11 protein-coding genes and 3 pseudogenes are annotated in these 19,854 nt (G+C 51.8%); 9 read left to right on the top strand and 5 right to left on the bottom strand.

Annotated elements, in window-relative coordinates; genetic code table 11:
• The 4 genes from IEX86_RS25235 to IEX86_RS23405 form a co-directional block, all read right to left on the bottom strand.
• Positions 1 to 230: hypothetical protein (locus IEX86_RS25235; RefSeq protein ID WP_229685477.1), on the bottom strand; the 230-nt coding region annotated here is incomplete at its 3' end.
• A gap of 112 nt (positions 231 to 342) precedes the next feature.
• A complete protein-coding gene (locus IEX86_RS23415) occupies positions 343 to 1,728 on the bottom strand; it encodes an IS3 family transposase (protein WP_188868582.1) in 1,386 nt (461 codons plus the stop codon).
• Positions 1,729 to 2,194: 466 nt separating this feature from the next.
• Positions 2,195 to 3,226, bottom strand: coding sequence for a ParB/RepB/Spo0J family partition protein (locus IEX86_RS23410; protein WP_188868581.1), 1,032 nt, complete (start codon positions 3,224 to 3,226; stop codon positions 2,195 to 2,197).
• Positions 3,223 to 4,359, bottom strand: a complete 1,137-nt coding sequence (locus IEX86_RS23405) for a ParA family protein (RefSeq protein ID WP_188868580.1) — start codon at positions 4,357 to 4,359, stop codon at positions 3,223 to 3,225. Before IEX86_RS23405 ends, IEX86_RS23410 begins: the two co-directional genes overlap by 4 nt.
• A gap of 1,074 nt (positions 4,360 to 5,433) precedes the next feature.
• On the opposite strand from IEX86_RS23405, the gene IEX86_RS25515 reads away from it, so the two are divergent.
• Both IEX86_RS25515 and IEX86_RS23395 read left to right on the top strand, forming a co-directional pair.
• Positions 5,434 to 5,745: a DUF7740 domain-containing protein gene (locus IEX86_RS25515; RefSeq protein ID WP_308423913.1), complete on the top strand. Its 312-nt coding sequence runs from the start codon at positions 5,434 to 5,436 to the stop codon at positions 5,743 to 5,745.
• Positions 5,746 to 5,837: 92 nt separating this feature from the next.
• Positions 5,838 to 6,490: pseudogene (locus IEX86_RS23395) on the top strand (IS5 family transposase); the annotation flags it as partial.
• A gap of 692 nt (positions 6,491 to 7,182) precedes the next feature.
• Here the strand turns inward: IEX86_RS23395 and IEX86_RS23390 are convergent.
• Positions 7,183 to 7,647 (bottom strand): hypothetical protein, encoded by a 465-nt coding sequence (locus tag IEX86_RS23390; RefSeq protein ID WP_229685476.1) that lies wholly within the window; start codon positions 7,645 to 7,647, stop codon positions 7,183 to 7,185.
• A 581-nt stretch (positions 7,648 to 8,228) separates the two neighbouring features.
• Here IEX86_RS23390 and IEX86_RS23385 point away from each other — a divergent pair.
• From IEX86_RS23385 to IEX86_RS25225, 7 genes and pseudogenes are all read left to right on the top strand, one after another.
• A complete protein-coding gene (locus tag IEX86_RS23385; RefSeq protein ID WP_188868579.1) occupies positions 8,229 to 9,194 on the top strand; it encodes a DNA replication terminus site-binding protein in 966 nt (321 codons plus the stop codon).
• A 632-nt stretch (positions 9,195 to 9,826) separates the two neighbouring features.
• Positions 9,827 to 10,783 carry a cation diffusion facilitator family transporter gene (locus IEX86_RS23380; protein WP_188868578.1) on the top strand — a complete coding sequence of 319 codons (957 nt, stop codon included), beginning with the start codon at positions 9,827 to 9,829 and terminating at the stop codon, positions 10,781 to 10,783.
• Between the two features lie 1,434 nt (positions 10,784 to 12,217).
• Positions 12,218 to 14,284: a hypothetical protein gene (locus IEX86_RS23375; protein WP_188868577.1), complete on the top strand. Its 2,067-nt coding sequence runs from the start codon at positions 12,218 to 12,220 to the stop codon at positions 14,282 to 14,284.
• Entirely contained in the window at positions 14,257 to 15,978 is a 1,722-nt protein-coding gene (locus tag IEX86_RS23370; protein ID WP_229685475.1) for a DUF4132 domain-containing protein, read from the top strand. Before IEX86_RS23375 ends, IEX86_RS23370 begins: the two co-directional genes overlap by 28 nt.
• A 19-nt stretch (positions 15,979 to 15,997) precedes the next feature.
• Positions 15,998 to 17,098 (top strand): ATP-binding protein, encoded by a 1,101-nt coding sequence (locus IEX86_RS23365; RefSeq protein WP_188868575.1) that lies wholly within the window; start codon positions 15,998 to 16,000, stop codon positions 17,096 to 17,098.
• Positions 17,099 to 19,555 (top strand): annotated as a pseudogene (locus IEX86_RS25230) (DUF5682 family protein).
• Positions 19,552 to 19,854, top strand: a pseudogene (locus IEX86_RS25225) (hypothetical protein); the annotation flags it as partial. The pseudogenes IEX86_RS25230 and IEX86_RS25225, both read left to right, overlap by 4 nt.

Here is a 19,854-nt window from a genome sequence, read left to right as displayed (position 1 = left end):
AACAAGTAAGGTAACAAGGCTTTATTCCTTTCATCCGTAAGCATCGTGTGGCTACCAACCTGTACCAGGCTTCTACCCAGCACCATTCTGCTGGGTACAATGGGAGGCTGTCCCTGGGACGGCGCAGAGGGCGTGGTGGATTGAGCCGTTGCTGATGCCGTTTTAGCGAGCGCATCGCTAAGCTCTGACGTCTGTAAGAATAAGGACGGTGCTGTTCCAACGGGGCGCATAAAGGACCTCATGACCTATCAAGAGAAATACTCTAAGTGGTCCTTTGTAACACCAGGGTTCCTTGAACCAGTACTTTGATTCCATGGCTCACCGGGTCTGACCTCTTTGGGGTTAGGCTGGAGCCTTGTTTGCAATGGAAGCGCTTGAGTACTTGAGCCGGAACTGAACAGGGCTCAATCCATACAGCGAAAGCTTTAGCCGATCGTGGTTGTAGTAACGAATATAGCCCCGCAGTGCTTTTTCCAACTGCGCCACGCTATTAAAGGCCTCCCGGTAATACAGCTCGGACTTGAGCACGGCAAAAAAGCTTTCCATGGCGGCATTGTCCAAACAGTTGCCGCGTCGTGACATGCTCTGGGTGAGGCCGCGCCGCTCCAGCAGACGACCAAACGCTGGCATCTGATAGTGCCAGCCCTGATCCGAGTGCAGGAGCGGAGCTTCGTCGCGTCTTAAGCGCTTGAAGGCTTTACCCATCATGTCTCGGACCATGTCGAATACAGGTCGCCGGGCCAGCTCATAGGCCACGATCTCGCGGTTATAGAGGTCTAGAATCGGTGATAGATACAGCTTCTGGCCGCCGACATTGAACTCCGTAATGTCCGTCACCCATCGCTCGTTAGGCCGCTCGGCTGAGAAGTTGCGGTTGAGCTGGTTAGGGGTAGTCCTAGACGTTGCGCCCCGGTAAGCCCTGTACTTATTGCGCCGCCGAACCGACGACTTCAGTGCCAGGATGCCCATCAAGCGCTGGATGGTTTTATGATTTACCGCAGTGCCTTGGTTACGTAAGGCAGCTGTGATACGGCGATAACCATAACGGCCCTTATGTCGCTCAAAAAGCGTCTTGATAGTGCTTTTAAGGTCAGCGTATTTATCGGCCGCAGCCAATGCCTTGGATTGATAGTAGAAGGTACTGCGAGCTAGATCCGTCGCTTTGAGCAGGGCTGCTAGAGGATAGTTTTGCCTGAGCCCTATAACTAGCTGTGTCTTCTCACGAGCGCTAAGCGCTGCCTGCTTTGAGCCAAGGCTTCGAGCTTGTTTGAGATAGGCATTCTCCAGCTGCAACCTAACCATCTCGTCGATAAGCGCTTGTTGGGTGTCCTTTGAACTATCGAGGCTTTCAACCCGAAAACGCGTGTTGCTCTGCTTCACGTCAGCTCCTCGTCGCTTGCGTGCCAGGGCTGGTAGACCGCCTTGTTCATACGCTTGTTGCCAATGCATCACGCTTGATTTGTTAGCGATGTTGAAGACTGCAGCGGTCTGACGGTAAGACAGGCTCTCCTCATACATATGCTTGAGAACAGCGAGCTTAAAGGCCGTAGTGTAATGAGATCGAGTGGGTGTGAGGCCTGCTTCGCCATGCTGCTGAAGAGCCGCAACCCAGGTGCGGACTAGGCCTCTCTCTACCTGGTGTCGATGCGAAACCCTGCTGAAGCCATCAGCGCTTTCGAGATAATCCCTAACGACCATGAGTTTGAACTGAAGCGAGTACTTCGCCATAAAGAACCCCCGAAGGTTGTGTCCAACATTCGGGGGTCAGTTCAAAAAGGGGAGTATTTTTTCACGGTGCAAGAATGTTCAGAGGCCTGTGACATGTCTCCATTGGATCTTGGCAAAGGATAGTAGTGTCAGCTGGAGGTCTGGGTAGACATATGCATACTTTGCAAATTCACCAGAATAGTAAATCCACAAGGTAAGGTTTTCACGGTGAAATGATTTAAAAGAGCCAGGCAGAACAAGCAGATGTTAAGAGTAGGAAATAAAAGAAAGGAATGACTGAAGCGGTCCTTACTAAAGGATTAGAGAGCCATGAGCCATGAGTTATAGGATTGAGGTAAGGGATCAAGCTAGTAAGGCTGCCAGAGACTAAACTAATTTTTTTGGGGCGGTATATGAAGGTAAAGGCTTGATTGAGGGTTTTCACGGTGAAAACATTTCACCGTGAAAACATTTAGATTTCAGAGATTTAGCTAGGGCTGAATGTATTTTTCAGCAAGCTCAAAAGCTGCTCAGGTGAGATTTCACGGAGGCATGTCAGTATGAGTTTGTGTCCATCAATCTGCGCATTGACTAAGCCCATCCCATTATCTAGCGTCAATGACACAGAGGGCTTAGGGACCTTGGGATGAACTGTGCGGGTAACTTCAGCCTTAAGCCATTGGAGCGCAGCCTCCTGGGAAGTGCCTTTGGAAATTTTGCGGACGGCTTCAAGAACTAACTCAGCATATCCCTGATCTGTGAAGCGCACAAAATCTCCAACAAGCTTGTTGCCAATTAAAAGAGGATTTTGATCGAGCATGGCGATTACGTCAGCGGGAAGCTTGAAATAAGCAAGACAGCGGCTAATGGTAGACATACTCTTGCCGACCCGCTGGGATAGCTGAGTCTGGTGTTTGACCATGCCCGAATCCAGTAGCTGCTTGTACCCGCGGCCACGCTCGTAATCAGAGAGATCTTCTCGCGCATCATTGTCAGTGCAAGACATGATGGCGGCTTCCTCATCACTATACTGACGTATAAGTGCGAAGATATGGGATTTGCCGAGCAGCTTGTGTGCTCGCAAACGACGTTCGCCTCCAATGAGTTCGTACCGCTCCCCATCAACAGGACGAACAATGATAGGGTTTGTCAGGCCCTGTCCGCGCTCAATCGTTGAGGCGAGTAGGCTAATACTTTCCTCATCAAAATGTAGGCGTGGTTGATAGCGGCCTGGATCGATAATATCAATGGGTAGTAGAGCCAGAGAAGCATTGCCTGCATCAGACGTAAAGGCAGGCGGCAGTTTGACATCCTCTGTCTTGCCCGATGGTCTGCTCTTGGCGGCCTCAAGCAAGGCAGCGGAAGAGGAAGGCGAAGGCGAAGCTTGAGAAGAGTCTAATAAGCCCAACTCCTTAAGGATATCCTCCTGGGAACGGGAAAGGTCAGCCTCGACAAGCGGTACGACTCGAGAGTGACCCATTTGAGTGCCATCCTGACCAAGTCGGCGTGTCGATTTCATTTAACCAACTCCAGTACTTTTCGAATACGGCCTGTGATCTCACTAAAGACAAGACGCATGGCACCCAAGGAATTATCGGTAGCAGGGCGCCATAGTGACAGAGGTACGCCATCTTCAAGACTCTTGGAGTAGTCTTCAGAGAGATACAACGGCTGCTCTGTTACCTTGTTTGGGAACAGATGAGCCAACCTTGCCAAATTGGCCTGTATACGTGGCCTGTTACGGATGTACATCGTTGGAATGGCAATTATCTCAGGGGCGCGCTTGAAGTCCTTTTTGAACTCGGCAAGTTTGAATGCCAGCCTTGATAAGGCTCGGAAAGAAAACTTGTCCATACGTACCGGGCAGATTAGGAAATCTGCCGCTACCATGGAGTTACGGGACAGCATCGTACCTGAGGGAGCATTGTCCATAATGATGACGTCGTATCTGGAGAGATCGCAATGAGGATATTCACCATTGCGGGCTGACGAAATGAATAGGGAATAGCGGAAGTCAGAGCCTTGGGCATTACGCAGCACAACATCCAGGTCATCCAGGGAATCCTCAGCAGGAATCAGATGAGGACCATGCTCACCAAAGGGCTTTTTGATGACTTCATCCAGCGTCATCGGTTGATAGGCATTGCCAAGGCGCATCAGGTTACCCAGATGACCATTCACTGACCTCTCGCCAGGTACACCTATCTCTTCAAGCTCTTCAACAGTCAGATCTGGATCATAGCCAAACATCGAACTGGCATCTCCCTGGGGATCATTATCTATGACCAGGGTACGAAGGCCCATCAGGCTAAAAAGGATCGCAAGGTTACAGGTAGTAGTAGTTTTAGCTGTACCACCCTTCTGTACATAATCACAAATAGTAATAGGTCGCGTAAATCCTTTGATCTGTCCATTTTGGCGGCGTATTGCCGCAATTTGAAAGAGATCATTCAAGGTGTAGCTGCGTACTTCTACAGAACCGCGGGCAATACGACCAATCTGAAGGTTATTTTCTTTTTCAATGTTCTTTAGGGTTTGTGGACTTATGCCCAGGCAATCAGCTGCAAACTGTGGTGGAAACTGAAGAGCTGAAAAATCGGTATAGGGATACGCTTCCACATTATCAACTTGAGAAGTAGCCAGAGCGTCCATTGAAATCCCTGCAATAAGATGAGTAGATGTTAATTTTGAACATCGTAATACGGTCATGCAAGAAAAAAAGGCCTAAAACCCTATAAAATTTTCTAAAAGTTCTATTTCCTTACATAGTAAATGAAAGACCGAAGTTGCTTTGTGCTATAGGGTTTTTAGAAAAATCGCTAAAAATCATATGCTTGCCATTACTAGCAGGTCATGGTTCGTGGCATCCAGCAAGTACGCTATTAAACCCGTTTGACTGGCTCAAGGCCCCTTTTTGGTCTTGTTCAGGAGGAAAGGGCTACTGCATCTAACCCTGCTATTGCCGTGCTGTGTGGGCATTCACAGGCCTTGACTATGCAGATCAGGGGATCATTTTGACTTGAATCATGCGTTTAGTGACGAATATGAGCGGGGTGAGAGCTACAAGGAAAGGGCTAGAGCCAAGTGCTTACAAAGAGACTTAAGTAATGGCAAAGCTGCTGTATGAGCGATGCGGCTTATATTTATGATGATGATTTACTTGCAGAAGTTTCTATAAAAGGTTACCAACTGGCAATATGACAGTCGTGCTAAATGATTGATGTTTTATAGCAGTTGGTAAAGCCCGGTTTAAAATTGGAGTATAGGGCTAGGATGCAGGGCAAACACTTTTCAAGGTTGACCAGTGGTTTGCCAATTCCAAGATCTGTCCGGGCTACACGGACAAGGTAGACGTTCTGCCGTCTTGAGTAGGCTACTGGGCATGCTCAAGCGGTGTTGGCAGGCATGACAGTGACGTAAATGCATGCCGTCCAGGCACTATCAAATTGCGAGCTGGGGAGCTGTCGGTTCCTACCCATAGAGGTGTGCGTAAATCCGGCTACGGGCCTGTTGCCGAGTAAGAGGTTGAAAGTCTTACCTGATAGGGCGGAAGCAGTTATGGATCTGATTGCCCCAGCAATAGGCTGAAAATCATCTTGTTAGGCTCTGTACAGGCACTTGATATCAAAGCCTTATGCCTGTGGGGGCAAAGGGAGCGGACATTAGAGCCACTTGGAGCTAAAATATTCGCCATAGGGATGTTCCTGCTTGGGCAGGACTATCTGAATGTTCACTCAAGGGAAAGCTTCGAATTTGACGTTTCTAGATGCGATTGTGGCTCTGGCACTGATAGCTGAAATTCATGGTACTGATAAAGCGGTGGCGGATGCAGCCAAGCGTTTTTCCAAACAGCTACCTAGGCGTTATCGGCAGTACATGTATGAGATCATGAATAGCCGTTCTCCGCTGCGTCATATAAAGCTATTTATTACAACGCTGCCTGACGATATTCTGGATCTCGTGAACCAGGAGGGTGCCATAGCTGAGGACAGTAGCGCTATTACCCCGTTAAAAAATGCTGATAGCCAGGCTAACTAGGTTCTGTACGAAAAGTCCTATCGTTTGGAATTGGCGCGATGAGAGACGGAAGGCCCGCATGGTAAAGCCTTCCCAATACGGCATGGGAGCAGATCGCCAGTCTGGTTTCCTCGAACAGAAGATGGGGCGACCTTGCCATGATGATCAACTAATGCTCAACCGTATCCTCTGAATCTTGTACTCAGATGCTACCTGGCGCAGCCTGTCAGAGTGCCTTGGCCCATGGTCGACGCTATATAAGCGCCTTTTTTGACGGGAGAGACGACGGCATGTTCAATCAAATGCTTGAGTGTTTGATTATCCGCCTGAATCAGGAAGGTCTGATTGATCTGAATACCTAGATGATTGACTTAACAACGGCGCGAGCACCCCGAGTTTCTTCCGGCGCCGGAAAAAGGGAAGGTAGAAGAACTATTTGATCATGCATTAGGCTGCAGTCGAGGCGGCCTTATCACCAGGATGCACATGCTTTGTGATGCCAACAAGGTAGCTTGGCGCGTTCTGCTTTCGCTCGGTCAGGCTAGCGACGTCTCTTAGGCTCAAGCACTTCTGAATCAGGTTCGCATGCCCCCGGCAGGGCAGGCCGGCTTCGTACGGGCTGCCGCTGGAAGGGCTATAATTGAATAGCTGCGCCAGCATTCCGACTGTTATCAGATGCAGCCTGCGATTCCGTTGCGAACCATGAAACGCCAGCCCAAACCGGGACTGGCTCGACTGCCCGAAATACCGGCAACGGAACATCATCTAGCGGATGTTTGGCTGGCTGAAAACAAGCTTGCCTGAATGCTGCCATGCCTACAACAGTACTTTTTGTAGAGAACCTAGCAATGTTGAATGGCTCAGCGGCCTAACGATAAGACAAGCTCTCTTCCTACATACGCTTAAGAACAGCGAGCTTAAAGGCCAGGCGTGAAGCCCGTTTGAAAGCTGCACCCCAGGTGCAGACTAAGCCTCTCTATCTGGTGCCGATGCGAAACTCTGCTGAAGCCACCAGCACTTCAAGTTAACCCTTGGCGACTGTGAGCTTGAAATGAAGAGAATATTTAGCCCCAGGCGCCCTGGAGTTTTGCCTGACTTTTGTGGGTCAGTTAATGAAAGGGGCTAAAGAATGCTCTGAACGATATAGCTTGACCATTCGCGCGCGAGCTCGTGGATAATCAAGGTATCGGCAGGTTTAGTAGGACACCCTTATCCAAGCCTCCTGCCCAGGAGGCATGAGTGCTATCCAGCCAGTCACCCCAATGCCAGCGCTAGGCTCGAAATCTAATATGCATTTAGGCCCAGCTCACCCCTTAGACTGAAAATAACGGGTTGATAACATCAGTATCGATACGGGTCACGCGGACTTTACGCAGGTTCTGTCACAGTTGTCGAAAGACTCATTTGCAGAGTACCTACTCGAAGATATCTGGACCTACAGCAATGTAGTGAGTGGTATCAACCCTTTTGCTGATAGAGCCGAGCGGCCGTCATTCTGAGCATAGAAAAACAGGTGGCCGGGTCAAGTCCTACCTGGGAGGAGAGGGCGCGCATAGAAAGACAACCCAGTTCAAAGGCCTTGTCAGGTGTAATCGGCACAATGATCGAGCGGCTTGGGGCCTGCATCCTAAGCAGCAAAACACCTCGCTCAGGCTGGTTTTGCAACAGCAGTGATTTTGAGCGATCTTCCCCATGGTTTCTGGCTTCGAATTCAGATACCAGCCCAGTCACGGCGCACATGAAAAGGGTGGTTTCGCGGGGCGTGACCTGAAAGGTAAGCTTATTGCCCCATTCGTAGCCATTACCTGACTTATTAGCTGCATCCACACTAATGACGGGCTCGCCAGATCGATTCTTTGCCAGCTCGAATTTTAGGGCACCTGAGGAGGCGTAGACGTTAAATCCAGGATAATGATCAGTCATGATTATTAGCACATCGTTGAAATAGCCTTAGCTATACACGCTATAGCTATATCGTTTCACTTCTATCAGCCTGCTTTCATTGAAAATTATACGTCATGCAGCTGTAATCGCAGGCATAGGGTTGCAAGAAAATCTCTGTTTTAAGAAGCGATTTAAAAGGGTCTCTATCTCAAAAAATTAAGTAGGATGGCCATTAATACCATTTGAATCTTCAACTGATAGTAGTAAAAGTGCTGAAGTAATCGCCAGTATTCCTTGTCTTCCTAATTGAATATTGGCTTCGTCTTGAATAAGTAGCAGATGCCCGTACTCCTTATCCGCTATGGGCTGTAGTGGAGGATTTAACCATAGACTTAGGATTAAATTTATATTTTTTATACCACCCCTATGTAAAGTCTCTACTTTTGTACCCTACAAAATCTGTACGCTCTATTCTCAATTTCCCATATTTATAGAAGGGAAAAATAGGAAAAGGAAGGCGAATGGATAGGGGAGAGGAGGATTAGTATTGATGGGGTAGTCATTGATTGGGATTATCTTTAAAGGGGTGGTATAAAAATATATTTACTGGTAGGTGAGTCATGTACGAAGCTATTGTCGATGCCTATACAGAGCTTAACCAGAAGGTCATTACCTTTAACAAGGTATGGCCATCTCTAGTGGTTGATGGCCACGTATGGACGCTGCCTGTCCTGAACGAGCCGCGAACTCCTGACGTGATAGAAGTGGAGCACCTCTCGGGTGCTGAGGCAGTAGACCTGGCAGTGCGTGCTTTTGCCACCTTCAGGCTTGATGCTGGGCAAGCTCCCGGTACCGTATCACGGCTGCCTGGCTACTTTCGGCTCCGCGAGTCTGTGCTGAACCAGGTACTTGATATCAATGCCTGCAAGCATCGTGTTCAGGAGGCGCTTGAGGCGGAGCGACTGGAGCAGGGCCTTGCACCCATGATGCGGCCCACGGTTCTGCGCCGAGCCCTGGGTCATGACATCAACACCTACCAACTCTTGCGAACTATTCATGCCTTTGATGGTAGTCCTCGTCGGATCTCGTTCAACTGGGCAGGTCATACCGGGGGTACTGAGCGAGTTACCGTGGCGCGTATTCGTGAGGATCTTGCTGAAAAGGCCAAGCGGCGGGCTGATTCGCAGCAGATACCGTTGGAAAAGGCTCGTGAGTTCATTGAACTGCGCAGCATTTCGCATTTGGCTGAAAACACTGTCTTGGTCTATCACAAGACCGTCTCACCGCATCCACGCTGCACACTCTGGTTCAAGCCCAGGGGTGAGCGCTGGGACGCGATGATCAAGGGCAACCTGCCGGTATTTGTTGTTGCCTCGGACAATGCGCTTACCGTCACGCCCCTTAAGGACTTTAACCGGCAGGCGCGCAGAGCACGGCGAAACGATGAAAAGATAAGACAGGAGGCGCTGGCGGGCAGGAATTTGTATATGCCGGGCAAGAGTCAGCCTCAGTCGCGAGAAGAAAAGACTCCTGCTGTACTTTCGACCTATCGTCTTGGAGGTATCAACTACGTACTTGATACCTGATGGCAGATCGTAAAAGGTACTTCACTTTCTTATCCCCCCGGTCGTTAGCAGATGTTCAGGTGCATGATTGGCGCCCTGACCCATCTCCAGCTATAAAACGCTAGGCAGCTACGCTTGGTCGCGTCCATGGCCCATGCACTCCTGCTAAAGGAGAGAATATGCCGCTGATAGGCCTGAGAGGGGAGGCACGCATTATGGTCTTGTACGAGTTCAAATCGGGCGATTTCAAGCTGCTGTTTGCACACGGTCATGGGCCCTGGCTGTCATTGACGCAGCCTGTTCCTCTCACCACATGACATGAGCGTTGAGCTGGTAAGCGGTTATGACGACTATGATTTCAAGAATATTCTGGATGTGTACTGGTCCTAGAACAAGCGCCTTAAATCATCCAGCTGGTCAAGGCAGGGTTTTGCCTGACCGGCCTGTACTGTTCAAAGTCCGTGAGCACATAAAGCACACATGAGAACATACGGTTGTGCTTCTGGCCGAGCCAAGGCGGATGCTTTGATGCCTGACCTATCATCCGGGGTTAACACCTAAAGTACTCATTTACCGGGTCAGTTAGCTATTAGTATCAGTAATATAGGCGCTAATGTCTCCTGAATGAGCAGCACCCTTTTAAGGAAAACCTTGTGAAACACGCTGTATCAGAGCTTCTTAATAAATGCACAGAACAGGAAGCTCTTCGTCTTTCCATACTCGCAACACTCTTGGTTGCCCTGTTCGGCATCATGTTTGGTGTGCTCTCTGGCTCCTTCGCCATTGCGTTTGAAGGGTTCTATTCACTGATGGATGCGGGCCTGACGACTTTAGCCTTGATGGTCACGAGCCTCATTGCTTCCTCTAGTGCTACCGGTCAGAAAAGAAGCAGATTAAATCAAAAGTTCACTATGGGATTCTGGCACCTTGAACCTATGGTGCTTGGTCTAAGCGCAACTTTATTGTGTAGCGCAGCAGTATATGCCTTGATTGGCGCAATCCAGAGCTTTCTCGGCGGGGGCAAAGAGCTTGAGTTCGACGAGGCGATTTTCTATTCCGTTGTAAACCTGGCGGCCTGTATAGGGATGGCCTTTTTTAATCTAAGAGTCAACAAACGGCTTGGCTCTGAATTTATTGCATTGGATGCCAAGGGCTGGTTAATGTCCGCATTCATTACTGCAGCATTACTGGTCGCATTTTCAATCGGCTGGGCCGTGCAGGATACGCCTTTGGCCTGGATCTCTCCTTATGTTGACCCAGCTGTGCTGGCCATTATCTGTCTTGTCATCATACCCATGCCGTTAAGCACCATACGTCATGCCTTGACCGACGTGTTTCTGATTACACCGACCGAACTCCAAGATCATGTGGATCTGATTGCTGAACAGGTCGTGACTAAGTATGGTTTCCTCTCCTATCGCTCCTACACAGCAAAGGTCGGTCGAGGTCGACAGATAGAACTCTACTTTATAGTCTCCAAAAACCTGCCTCCAAAGAGACTTGAAGAATGGGATCGTATTCGAGATGAGATAGGTTCAGCCATCGGCGAGGAAAGCACGGATCGTTGGCTAACAATAGTTTTTACAACCGACTCTGAGTGGGCGGAATAAGGGTTGTCCTCTGTATAAAAATGTATTGTCTTGTTCAGTACAGCTAAGCGGGACGAAACCTTTGCCTGTATTAATGAAGGAGCACTCAGGCGCGTTTGAAACCTTGGGATAACAGCGCGCCTCTTCAAAAAGCGTCTTCCTGACCGTCGACGCAATGATTTACATCTAAAGCTCGCGGTTGGTGCCCACGCGGTTATCAACCACAAGGCCTGGTGGTAGCCGCACATCGTAGTATCAACGTATCGCCACTACGATACGCATGCCATGAAACGACACGCCTTTGTTCCCGTTCTTTTGCTGGCCAGTGTGGTTGCCGCTAATCTTGAAGATAAGGCTTCAGATCTTTCGCCTGAACAGGCTATCGTCTACCTCGCAAGGGCTGGATAGCCAAGGAGGCTCCAGTCATTGCCGGCAACTCACTAGGTATACTTTATAGCGTTAAAGCCATCCACAAGTGGCTCAGTCCGCTTGAAATCATAACTTCACGGCTAGAACATGGATTGGCACAGCCAAGACAGCAGGCTCTTTAATCAGATCTAGCCGAAATATCCACTTGGCTAGATAGGCATGGCGTACAACTTGCTGCCATGTATTGGCATCCAGTAACAGTCGTTGTCAACCTTCGTCCCTTTGATGCCTCTGCCTGGCTAGGAAAGTCGGATTGACTAAAAAATGGTGTATGCAGTTGATTGGTATGAATGCTTCTTGGACAAAGGGTGTGTTGAGTAGAATCGCAGTACTTACGGTTGGATTTTTCAACTGAACCTGAAAGTTTTTCGGTAGAGCAATAGCTGCGCTCATACCAAAATCTGAAGACGTGGAGATAAACACTGATTACCATATGTGCTATGCCCTGTACCAAGGGGTGATCTGGCCTTTCTTACGTCTTGATATCCTTCAGTCATGAGCATAAGGGAGCATAAGCTTCCATGGTGGTTGTACGAACAAGGAGTGTTCGCGTCCGATGTTTCAGTCTTTACCTGTATCCGTTTCTCTCCATCCCGATGCTGCCGGTCTCCATCCTCTTACTGTGCTGCTTGCCCTAACGTCCGAGTGTTCATCGGGAGGGACTCAATCAATTTATCGCGAGATTCAGCGTTCTCCGGCTGTTGTGAACAAAGACGCCTTCAAGGTAGGGAAACAGCCTGAGCGACTTATCCATGGCCTTGTAATAAGCAGGGCAGGTTTTAAGTTTTATGGACAACCTGTTGGTGTCCTTGCGTGTTTTTTGACAGCCATACGCGGCCATGACGCTGTCAGCGGAGCGCCAAGGCTGGCGTGCCGCTTATATCATCTTCCATGGGATAAGAGTTTGCAGTGTAAAACTCAGGCGGAAACATTGTGCATCGCCATATAAGACAGGTTGTCGCGTTTGTTAAGTTGAGTTCTTTCCAAATGAGCAGCCTGGTGCGCAGGCTTCTAAGGAGTACTAAAATGACAGGGACTGATCACGGGCAACCCGCCCAGCATTCTTCTCTTGATAGCCAGGCGCGTCACGACACCTGGCGCGAGACGCTAAAAGCAATAATTGCGCCTATAGACAACCTGCCAGAGCGCATAGGCCGGCCAGGGCTGGCAGACGATATCCTGACCTATCTGCTTGAAGGTGCAAGTCCCGCTGTACTTACCGAGTTGTCCCAGCGACCACGGGTTGGAATGTACCTGAATGTACTCAATCAGACCGGGGCCGTTATATACCATCATGACTGGCGAGCCCACTACCAATCTCTGCAGGTAGCGCCCGCCGGTGTCCTGCTGCGCTGGGCGCGAGTACTGGAAGCCTTTACCTGGAGCCATGCCAACAAGCTGATGTTCTCGATCGATATGCCCGATGGGTCGCGCTGGACCGAGACGCTGATGCTGCATAGCCTAAATGTCACACTTGATGGTCACTCAACTGTACGCCCCTCAAGGCAAGGCATTGCGCTGGACGTCATAGAAACGCTACTCCGTGAGGTAAACCTTTCGCCAGCCGCGTTTCTGGAGGCTGCATTTGCAAGGCCCAAGCCCTACTGGTTGAACACGGGGCGGCTTCTGTCAATTACCTGTCTGGAAGGCTATTCAGTCGCTGTAACTCGTCACGCGGCGTGCTTGCGTCCCCACGTGCTAGCGAAGCCTCTGGAAAGGCGACTTCATGCCATGACGCTTCTAAAAAATCTTGATGATCATGACCTGCAAGTATTTAGCAAAGAAATTGTTGAGTTGGCAGTTTCAGAAAGTAAACAAGTGCAGGGGAGCGCTCAGGATATGCTGTTCCGGATACCTCAAGCGGCGATGGAACCGCTTCGTCAGGTAGCGACTGCAGCAACCCCTGAGCAGCGCAAGTTGGCCCTTGGCCTTATCTGGACAATGGCACGTGCCGAAGAGGACACGGCCCAGCTTACATTTGCCCTGGAGATGGCCAGGGCAGACAAGGCGGCTAGTGTCAGGGCACTGGTTCAGGAGTGGGAGCTGGCTGAACAGACGCAGCATGAACAACCGGCCTACACGGTTCCCCCTGTTAGCTGGAATCATGAGATGACGCCTGCCTTTGCTGCTGCGCTGGATACCCTGTGGAGTGAACTTAATCAGCTGTTTGTGCAACGGCATGAGCAATCCCATGAGTACCGCCAGACGCTGCAAAATACGGGTCGAAAAAAGCCAGCGCCTCAACTCGACGAGATCGAGCTTGGCCGGTTGAAGCACCTTCTTACCCTGCCTGGCAGCGAACTGTCTGCGGCATCCGTCGGGCGCGGGTTCAGGTACTATCTGGGGCACTTCCACCCAGGCATGCTCTACCCTGCGTTTGCCTTGTTCGTCCACAGTCAAGTTGTATCACCTACGGAATTGTTCAAGGTCCTCTTCTTTTTCAACCTGATTATGCAGGCTGAATGTATTAGCAACGCCCGTGACTCTACTCGAAAGAGCGGTCTTGCAAGTGTTGCAATACGCCTCTTTGGTGCGCTGTATGAGAGCACGGGGCGTCCCTCACTGCTTGAGCTGTCAGAGATGCTTAAGGCTTCAGGATATCCGTCCGAAGCCGTACTGTATGCCTGCTGTGGGAGGTGGACGTCCGAGCCGCTGCCATGGAATGCGGAGGCAGTATGGCCGTATCTGGCTGAGCATGAACAGCTGCTGACCGATACGCTTGCCAATCCGGACCCTGGTAATTACAGCCTGGACCGCTCAAAACTTTTTAAACTTGCCGCTACGATGCCCGTCCTTCCTGAGGGCCTGGCCCGGACCTTGTTCAGCCTGGCAACAGGGTCGGCCAAGGGGGAGCGGCTTGAGGCTCAGGCGACCCTAAGCCACTACCCAGGCAAGCAAGTTCACATACTGACTGCTCTGGTGGATGGAAAGGCAGAGACTCGCATTGCCGCGGCGCAGTGGCTTGGACGTCTGGGCGACAAGCAGGCTATACCGAACCTTGAGAAAGCGTTAGCCAAAGAAAAAATGATCTTGTCAAAGGCAACCTCCTCGATGTACTGGAACAGTTGGGTCAGCCCATCGAGCAATATCTAGACCGTAACGTGCTTGTGAGGGAAGCTGAAAAGTCAGTGGCGAAGGGATTACCAAAAGAGCTTTCTTGGCTTAACTGGGGTCTTTTGCCACAAGTGCGTTGGGTCGATACTGGCGAGCCGGTAACCACGTGTGTACTCCAGTGGATATTGGCCCAGGCAGTCAAGCAAAAGTCGCCTGAGCCCAACGCCGTATTGCGCAAATACTGCACATTGTTTGCACCGCGCGACCGTGAAGCATTGGGGCAGTTTTTATTGGAGTCATGGCTTTCGGAAGACACGCGCCCGATCCCACAGGAAGTTGCCTTAGAACGAGCCGAGGCTAGTGCTACCTGGACGTTCAATCATATGCGGGCCAACCCGACGTGGTACACCAACAGTCCTGACACCGGCAAGACCGTCGAAGAGCTCACCGCTAGACTTTTGCCAGCGCTCTTGCGTCAAGCTGCCGGATCAGCCATCAACAGCAAAGGTCTACTGGCCGTTGTGGCTGCGTGTGCCGGTGCCGATGCTGCCGCCCCGGTAGCACGCTATCTGAAAGAGTATTACGGTACCCGGGCTGCACAAGGTAAGGCGCTTATTGCCATGCTGGCGTGGATTGACCATCCGGAAACCATTCAGTTGATGTTGTCAGTAGGTAATCGGTTCCGCACGAAAAGCTTTCAGGAAGAAGCCCTACGACAGGCTCAGGCACTAGCTGAACGCAAGAACTGGACGCTCTCGGAGCTTGCAGACCGCACCATTCCTGCCGCTGGCTTTGACGACTCCGGCATACTGGAGTTGAACTATGGCGGCCGCGTCTTTGTTGCTCGCGTGCAGCCCAGCTTACAGATCGGCCTGTTTAGCCCAGAAGGAAAGACGCTCAAGGCATTACCGGCGCCTAGGCAAAGCGATGATGCAGAGCTCGTGAAGGAAGCGAAGAAGGCCTTTACCTCTGCCAAGAAATCCCTCAAGGGAATAGTAGACCAGCAAACCGAACGGCTTTACGAGGCGCTTTGTACCGGTCGGGAGTGGTCGTTTGCAGACTGGAACACCTGCCTTAACCATCATCCAATAGTACGACATCTGGTGCAGCGCCTAATCTGGGTGCATATAGAGAACAATCAGGTAAAGGCAAGCTTTCGCCCATTGGACGACGGTACGCTCACCGGTCATGACGACAACGAGATTTGTCTTCCACCCACTGCGCGCATTCGTCTTGCTCATGACCTGCTTATGCCAGGTGAGGCCGGACAGTGGGGTCAGCACATGCTTGATTATGAGGTCAATCCGCTGTTTCCCCAATTGGGTAAGCATCCCTATGTCGTGCCGCCAGAGAAGGCTGATAGTTTGAGTCTTGAAGACTTCAAGGGCTATCTGATCGAAACGTTTTCGCTGCGTTCCCGAGCGCTCAAACAAGGCTATACGCGCGGCCCCGTTGAGGATGGTGGCTGGTTCTCTACCTATGAGAAGTCCTTTATCACACTGGGCCTGGTTGCGGTTATTGAATTCACAGGCAATCCCGTACCCGAAGAAAACCGCACGGCAGCGCTTCTGAGTCTTTCGTTTGCCAGGGCTGGTGACTACTGGACGCGTTCGCAGATCTGCTTGAAGGACGTACCTCCCATACTCCTTAGCGAGTGCTATGAGGATATGCGTCTGATGGCAGGGGAAGGAGCGGGTTATGCAGAGGACTGGGAGAAGAAAAGTGAATATTGATTCAAGGGACAGCAGGAATATGGACGCATGCACATCCTCTCCTTTGCGCGCGCCTGCAGAGCAGGTTTATGCCGAGCAGCTAATCCGACTGCAGGAGCAGGATCGCAGTCCCCGTCCAGAGGGGTGGAAGCTTTCCCCGCGCGCGGTCCGCTCGTTTATCCTAGGTGATCCTGAACTGGCTGTCAGTCGCAAATTTTATGGCGACGATGCATTGATTGACCGCTGTATTGTAACGCTGATGAGTAATCGAGGGCTGTTACTAGTAGGTGAACCCGGTACTGCCAAGTCTATGTTGTCTGAGCTGCTGACCGCCGCCATCTCCGGGTACTCTGGATGTACGATCCAAGGCACTGCCGGCCTGACCGAGGACCAAGTAAAATACTCGTGGAACTATGCGCTACTGCTGGCAGAAGGACCTTCGCCCAGAGCTCTGGTCCCAGGTCCCATGCATCAAGCCATGCGCGAAGGCGTGATCTGCCGCTTCGAGGAGCTGACCCGCGTTCAGCCTGAAATACAGGACTGCCTGATCAGCCTGCTTTCCGACAAGGTGCTTACTATTCCCGAGCTTGAAGGGGAGCAGAGCCACCTGTTTGCCACTCATGGATTCAACGTCCTGGCGACAGCCAACTTGCGTGATCGAGGCGTGCACGAAATGTCCAGCGCCTTGAAAAGACGCTTCAATTTTGAAACTGTCAGATCTATTAATGACCGGCGGCTTGAGGCACAGCTGGTTCGTGAGCAGACCCGTGCGTTGCTGAAACATGCGCAGGTGGACGTCGTTCTCGAGACAGACATCATAGAGCTTTTAGTGACTGCCTTTAACGATCTTCGATACGGCACTACCGAAGAAGGAACGGTGATAGAACGGCCCGCTGCTGTGCTGTCGTCTGCTGAGGCCGTTGCCGTTGGCTATGCCGCCAGTCTGGACGCCCACTACTTCGGCGACGGTGTAGTTGGCGGTGAACACATTGCCCGGCAGCTCATTGGGACCGTGCTAAAAGATAACCCCGATGATGGCAAGAAATTGCGCCACTATTTTGATGTGGTGGTCAGGCAGCGTGCTATTAAAGATGCCCAATGGCGACGTGTCATGAATGCACGCAGTGAGCTGGATCGCTAGATGGAACCAGGCCGCTTACCCATTACCAGCAAGTCGCTCAGGCAGGGGGCAAGTGCACTCGTCACCCCTGAGCTGATTGTCTTTCCGGTGCGCCATCATAGTCCCTCCTGTGCGTGGCAGCTTCACAAGCTCTTGCAGGAAATAACCCCGAGCGCTGTGCTGGTCGAAGGGCCTCGCTCATTCTCCTCACTGATCCCGCTATTGACACATGCCGAAGCCAGGATGCCGCTGGCCGTTTATGCGTACAGCGTAGCACGGCCGTCAGCCTCGGAACCCGAGAGTAGGCGTTCGGCATTCTACCCGTTTTGCGATTACTCACCCGAACTCGTCGCACTGCGCAATGCAAGCAGCCGGGAAATTCCGGTTCGGTTCATAGATCTTGAATTTTCCGAGTTGTGCCAGCTTGAGGATCAGAGCATCGTCCCGGGTGCACCCGTATCGCTTCTGGATGAAAGTCACTATCAGCGCAGCCAATACCTCAAGCGCCTGGCAGATCAGTTGGGCTGTCGCAGCCATGAAGAGTTCTGGGAGCATTTGTTCGAGGCACCTGCGCCCGGGCAGGGTTGGCGCGAGCATCTATCAGCCGTTAGTGCCTACTGCGAATTGGCAAGAGCGGACAGCAGCGAGCAGGAGTTACGCGAAGACGGCACATTGCAGCGTGAGGCAGAGATGGCTTGGCATATACGGCAGGCGCTGGATGAGCGTCAGCCCAGTCAGGGGCCTGTACTGGCTGTCGTAGGGGGCTTTCATGCAGTAGTGTTGCCCCAGCTGATAGCCTCAGATATCCAGCGGCCGTCACTCCCATGCAGGAACATCAAGGATGAATTCAATGCAGTGGTCCGTTATGGATTTGAACGCTTGGACCAGCTCAATGGCTACTCCGCAGGCATGACCTCACCAGCCTGGCATCAGAAAATCTGGGACGCGATGCGAAGGAAGGAGCAGCTGAAGCAACCGGTAACTGCTGCATTGCGCTATACCGCAGGGCTTGAGGTCCTGCTGGACCTGGCGGCGACCCTGCGCAGCACATATCAGATGGCTATTCCAACCCCGATGCTTATTGCCGCCAACGAGCAGATGTGCGGCCTGGCTGCGCTTCGCGGGCGCGTGGCGCCGATACGCGAAGATATCGTTGATGCGGTGACCAGCTGTTTTATTAAGGGGGAAACCGACGGTGACGGAGCACTGATTCGCAAGGTATTGACGGATCAGTTAAGCGGGCAGGCATTAGGCCATGTTCCTTCAGCAGCAGGTGTTCCGCCCCTGGTTCGGGACTTTGAACGTAGCGCCCAGCAGTTGCGGCTAAAGCTTGGGGATACCAGGCCTCGCTCCTTGGTGCTGGATATCTACCGGCGACCTGCGCATCGGCTGACCAGCCGACTTTTGCACGGTCTGGCGCTGCTCTCAGTACCGTTTGGAGTGCGCCTAGCAGGGCCGGACTTTGTCAAGGGAACAGGCCTTGATCGCCTACTGGAGCGCTGGGAGTACCGTTATACGCCTAGCACCCAGGCAGCGCTCGTGGAGGCCTCACTCTACGGAACTACGGTCACCTAAGCAGTTTCCAGCTGTTTTCAAATTCAGCTGGACACACTGGCGGCTCAAGGCAGCGCGATTGAGTCGCGGGCAGCTGTAGCGATGCTTGTGAAAGGGTGCGTGCTTGGCTTGCACGAGCACCTGGCGCCAGCCATGAAGCTGTTACGCCTTGCCGTGACCACCGATGCGCGTTTTGAGTCGGTGGTCGATGTCATGCAAACGGTGGCCATGCTCTGGAAGTCCCGGGAGCCACTTGAAGCCACGACGATTGATGAGCTGGCCGATGCGCTCACGATGCTATATGAGCGAGCGATCTACCTGGGAGAGCATCTGCCTGACCATTCTAACGATGCAGTTCCTGCGGTTAATGCGCTGGTTATGCTGCGTGAGCTAGTCTGCAGCGAAGCAGGACGTGCACTTGACAGTGACCTGTACTGGAGCATGGTGGCAAGGCTTAAGGACAGCCACGCGCATACCCTGATCCGCGGTGCCTCTGCAGGACTTCTTTATCTTGGGGAGCTGCTTGGGGAGAAGATGCTGGCTCGGGAATTAACCGGGCACTTGGAAGGCTTAAGCGATGCCCATAGTGGTGTAGCTTATCTTCGGGGTGTGCTGTGTGTCGCACGGGAAGTGCTCTGGCAGCTACCAGTCTTGCTGGAGGTATTGGACGGGTTGCTAACCCGCTGGAGCGAAAGCGAATTTATTATAAATCTGCCCGAATTAAGACTTGCCCTTGCATCACTGACACCGAGGGAAACGGATCGCGTTGCCCAGGCAGTGGCCCGGCGCCATGGCATGGAAACATTAGGACCGCTTGTTAATTATGCACTGGATGAGACCCGATTGCAGCGTCACCTGGAGCTGTCGGCAGCTGTGCGTGAGATTATGAGTAGTGATGGCCTGAGCGCCTGGGTGCAACCATGAAGGCATTAGAGCGGTGGCGGCTGGTCCTAGGCAAGTATGCGGACCATAGGCTGGGCGCACATGCTACCGGAACTATCCCGGAGGAGCGCTATACCCGTATTGACGATGCTCTGGACTATCTATATGGCCGTGAATATGAAGGCCGCGGCATAAGGATATCAGAGGAGGCAGGTTCACTTGATGCTTCGCGGCTGACCCTAGTTGTTTGGTCCCAGGGAGAAAGGGTTTATGGTATAGACCTCTATCGGAGGAGGATCCATGGCTCAAGTTCTACACAAACGCGCCACGACCACGCACGC

It is taken from the genome of Pseudomonas asuensis, assembly GCF_014646755.1.
GTDB lineage: Bacteria > Pseudomonadota > Gammaproteobacteria > Pseudomonadales > Pseudomonadaceae > Chryseomonas > Chryseomonas asuensis.
This window is presented reverse-complemented; position numbering and strand designations above follow the sequence as displayed.

What these genes read in the sequence shown, in the direction of transcription:
- IEX86_RS25515 (WP_308423913.1), top strand. Translation starts at nt 5,434, where the DNA reads ATGTTCACTCAAGGGAAAGCTTCGAATTTGACGTTTCTAGATGCGATT.
- IEX86_RS23405 (WP_188868580.1), bottom strand. Translation starts at nt 4,359, where the DNA reads ATGGACGCTCTGGCTACTTCTCAAGTTGATAATGTGGAAGCGTATCCC.
- IEX86_RS23375 (WP_188868577.1), top strand. Translation starts at nt 12,218, where the DNA reads ATGACAGGGACTGATCACGGGCAACCCGCCCAGCATTCTTCTCTTGAT.
- IEX86_RS23415 (WP_188868582.1), bottom strand. Translation starts at nt 1,728, where the DNA reads ATGGCGAAGTACTCGCTTCAGTTCAAACTCATGGTCGTTAGGGATTAT.
- IEX86_RS23365 (WP_188868575.1), top strand. Translation starts at nt 15,998, where the DNA reads ATGGACGCATGCACATCCTCTCCTTTGCGCGCGCCTGCAGAGCAGGTT.
- IEX86_RS23410 (WP_188868581.1), bottom strand. Translation starts at nt 3,226, where the DNA reads ATGAAATCGACACGCCGACTTGGTCAGGATGGCACTCAAATGGGTCAC.
- IEX86_RS23385 (WP_188868579.1), top strand. Translation starts at nt 8,229, where the DNA reads ATGTACGAAGCTATTGTCGATGCCTATACAGAGCTTAACCAGAAGGTC.
- IEX86_RS23390 (WP_229685476.1), bottom strand. Translation starts at nt 7,647, where the DNA reads ATGACTGATCATTATCCTGGATTTAACGTCTACGCCTCCTCAGGTGCC.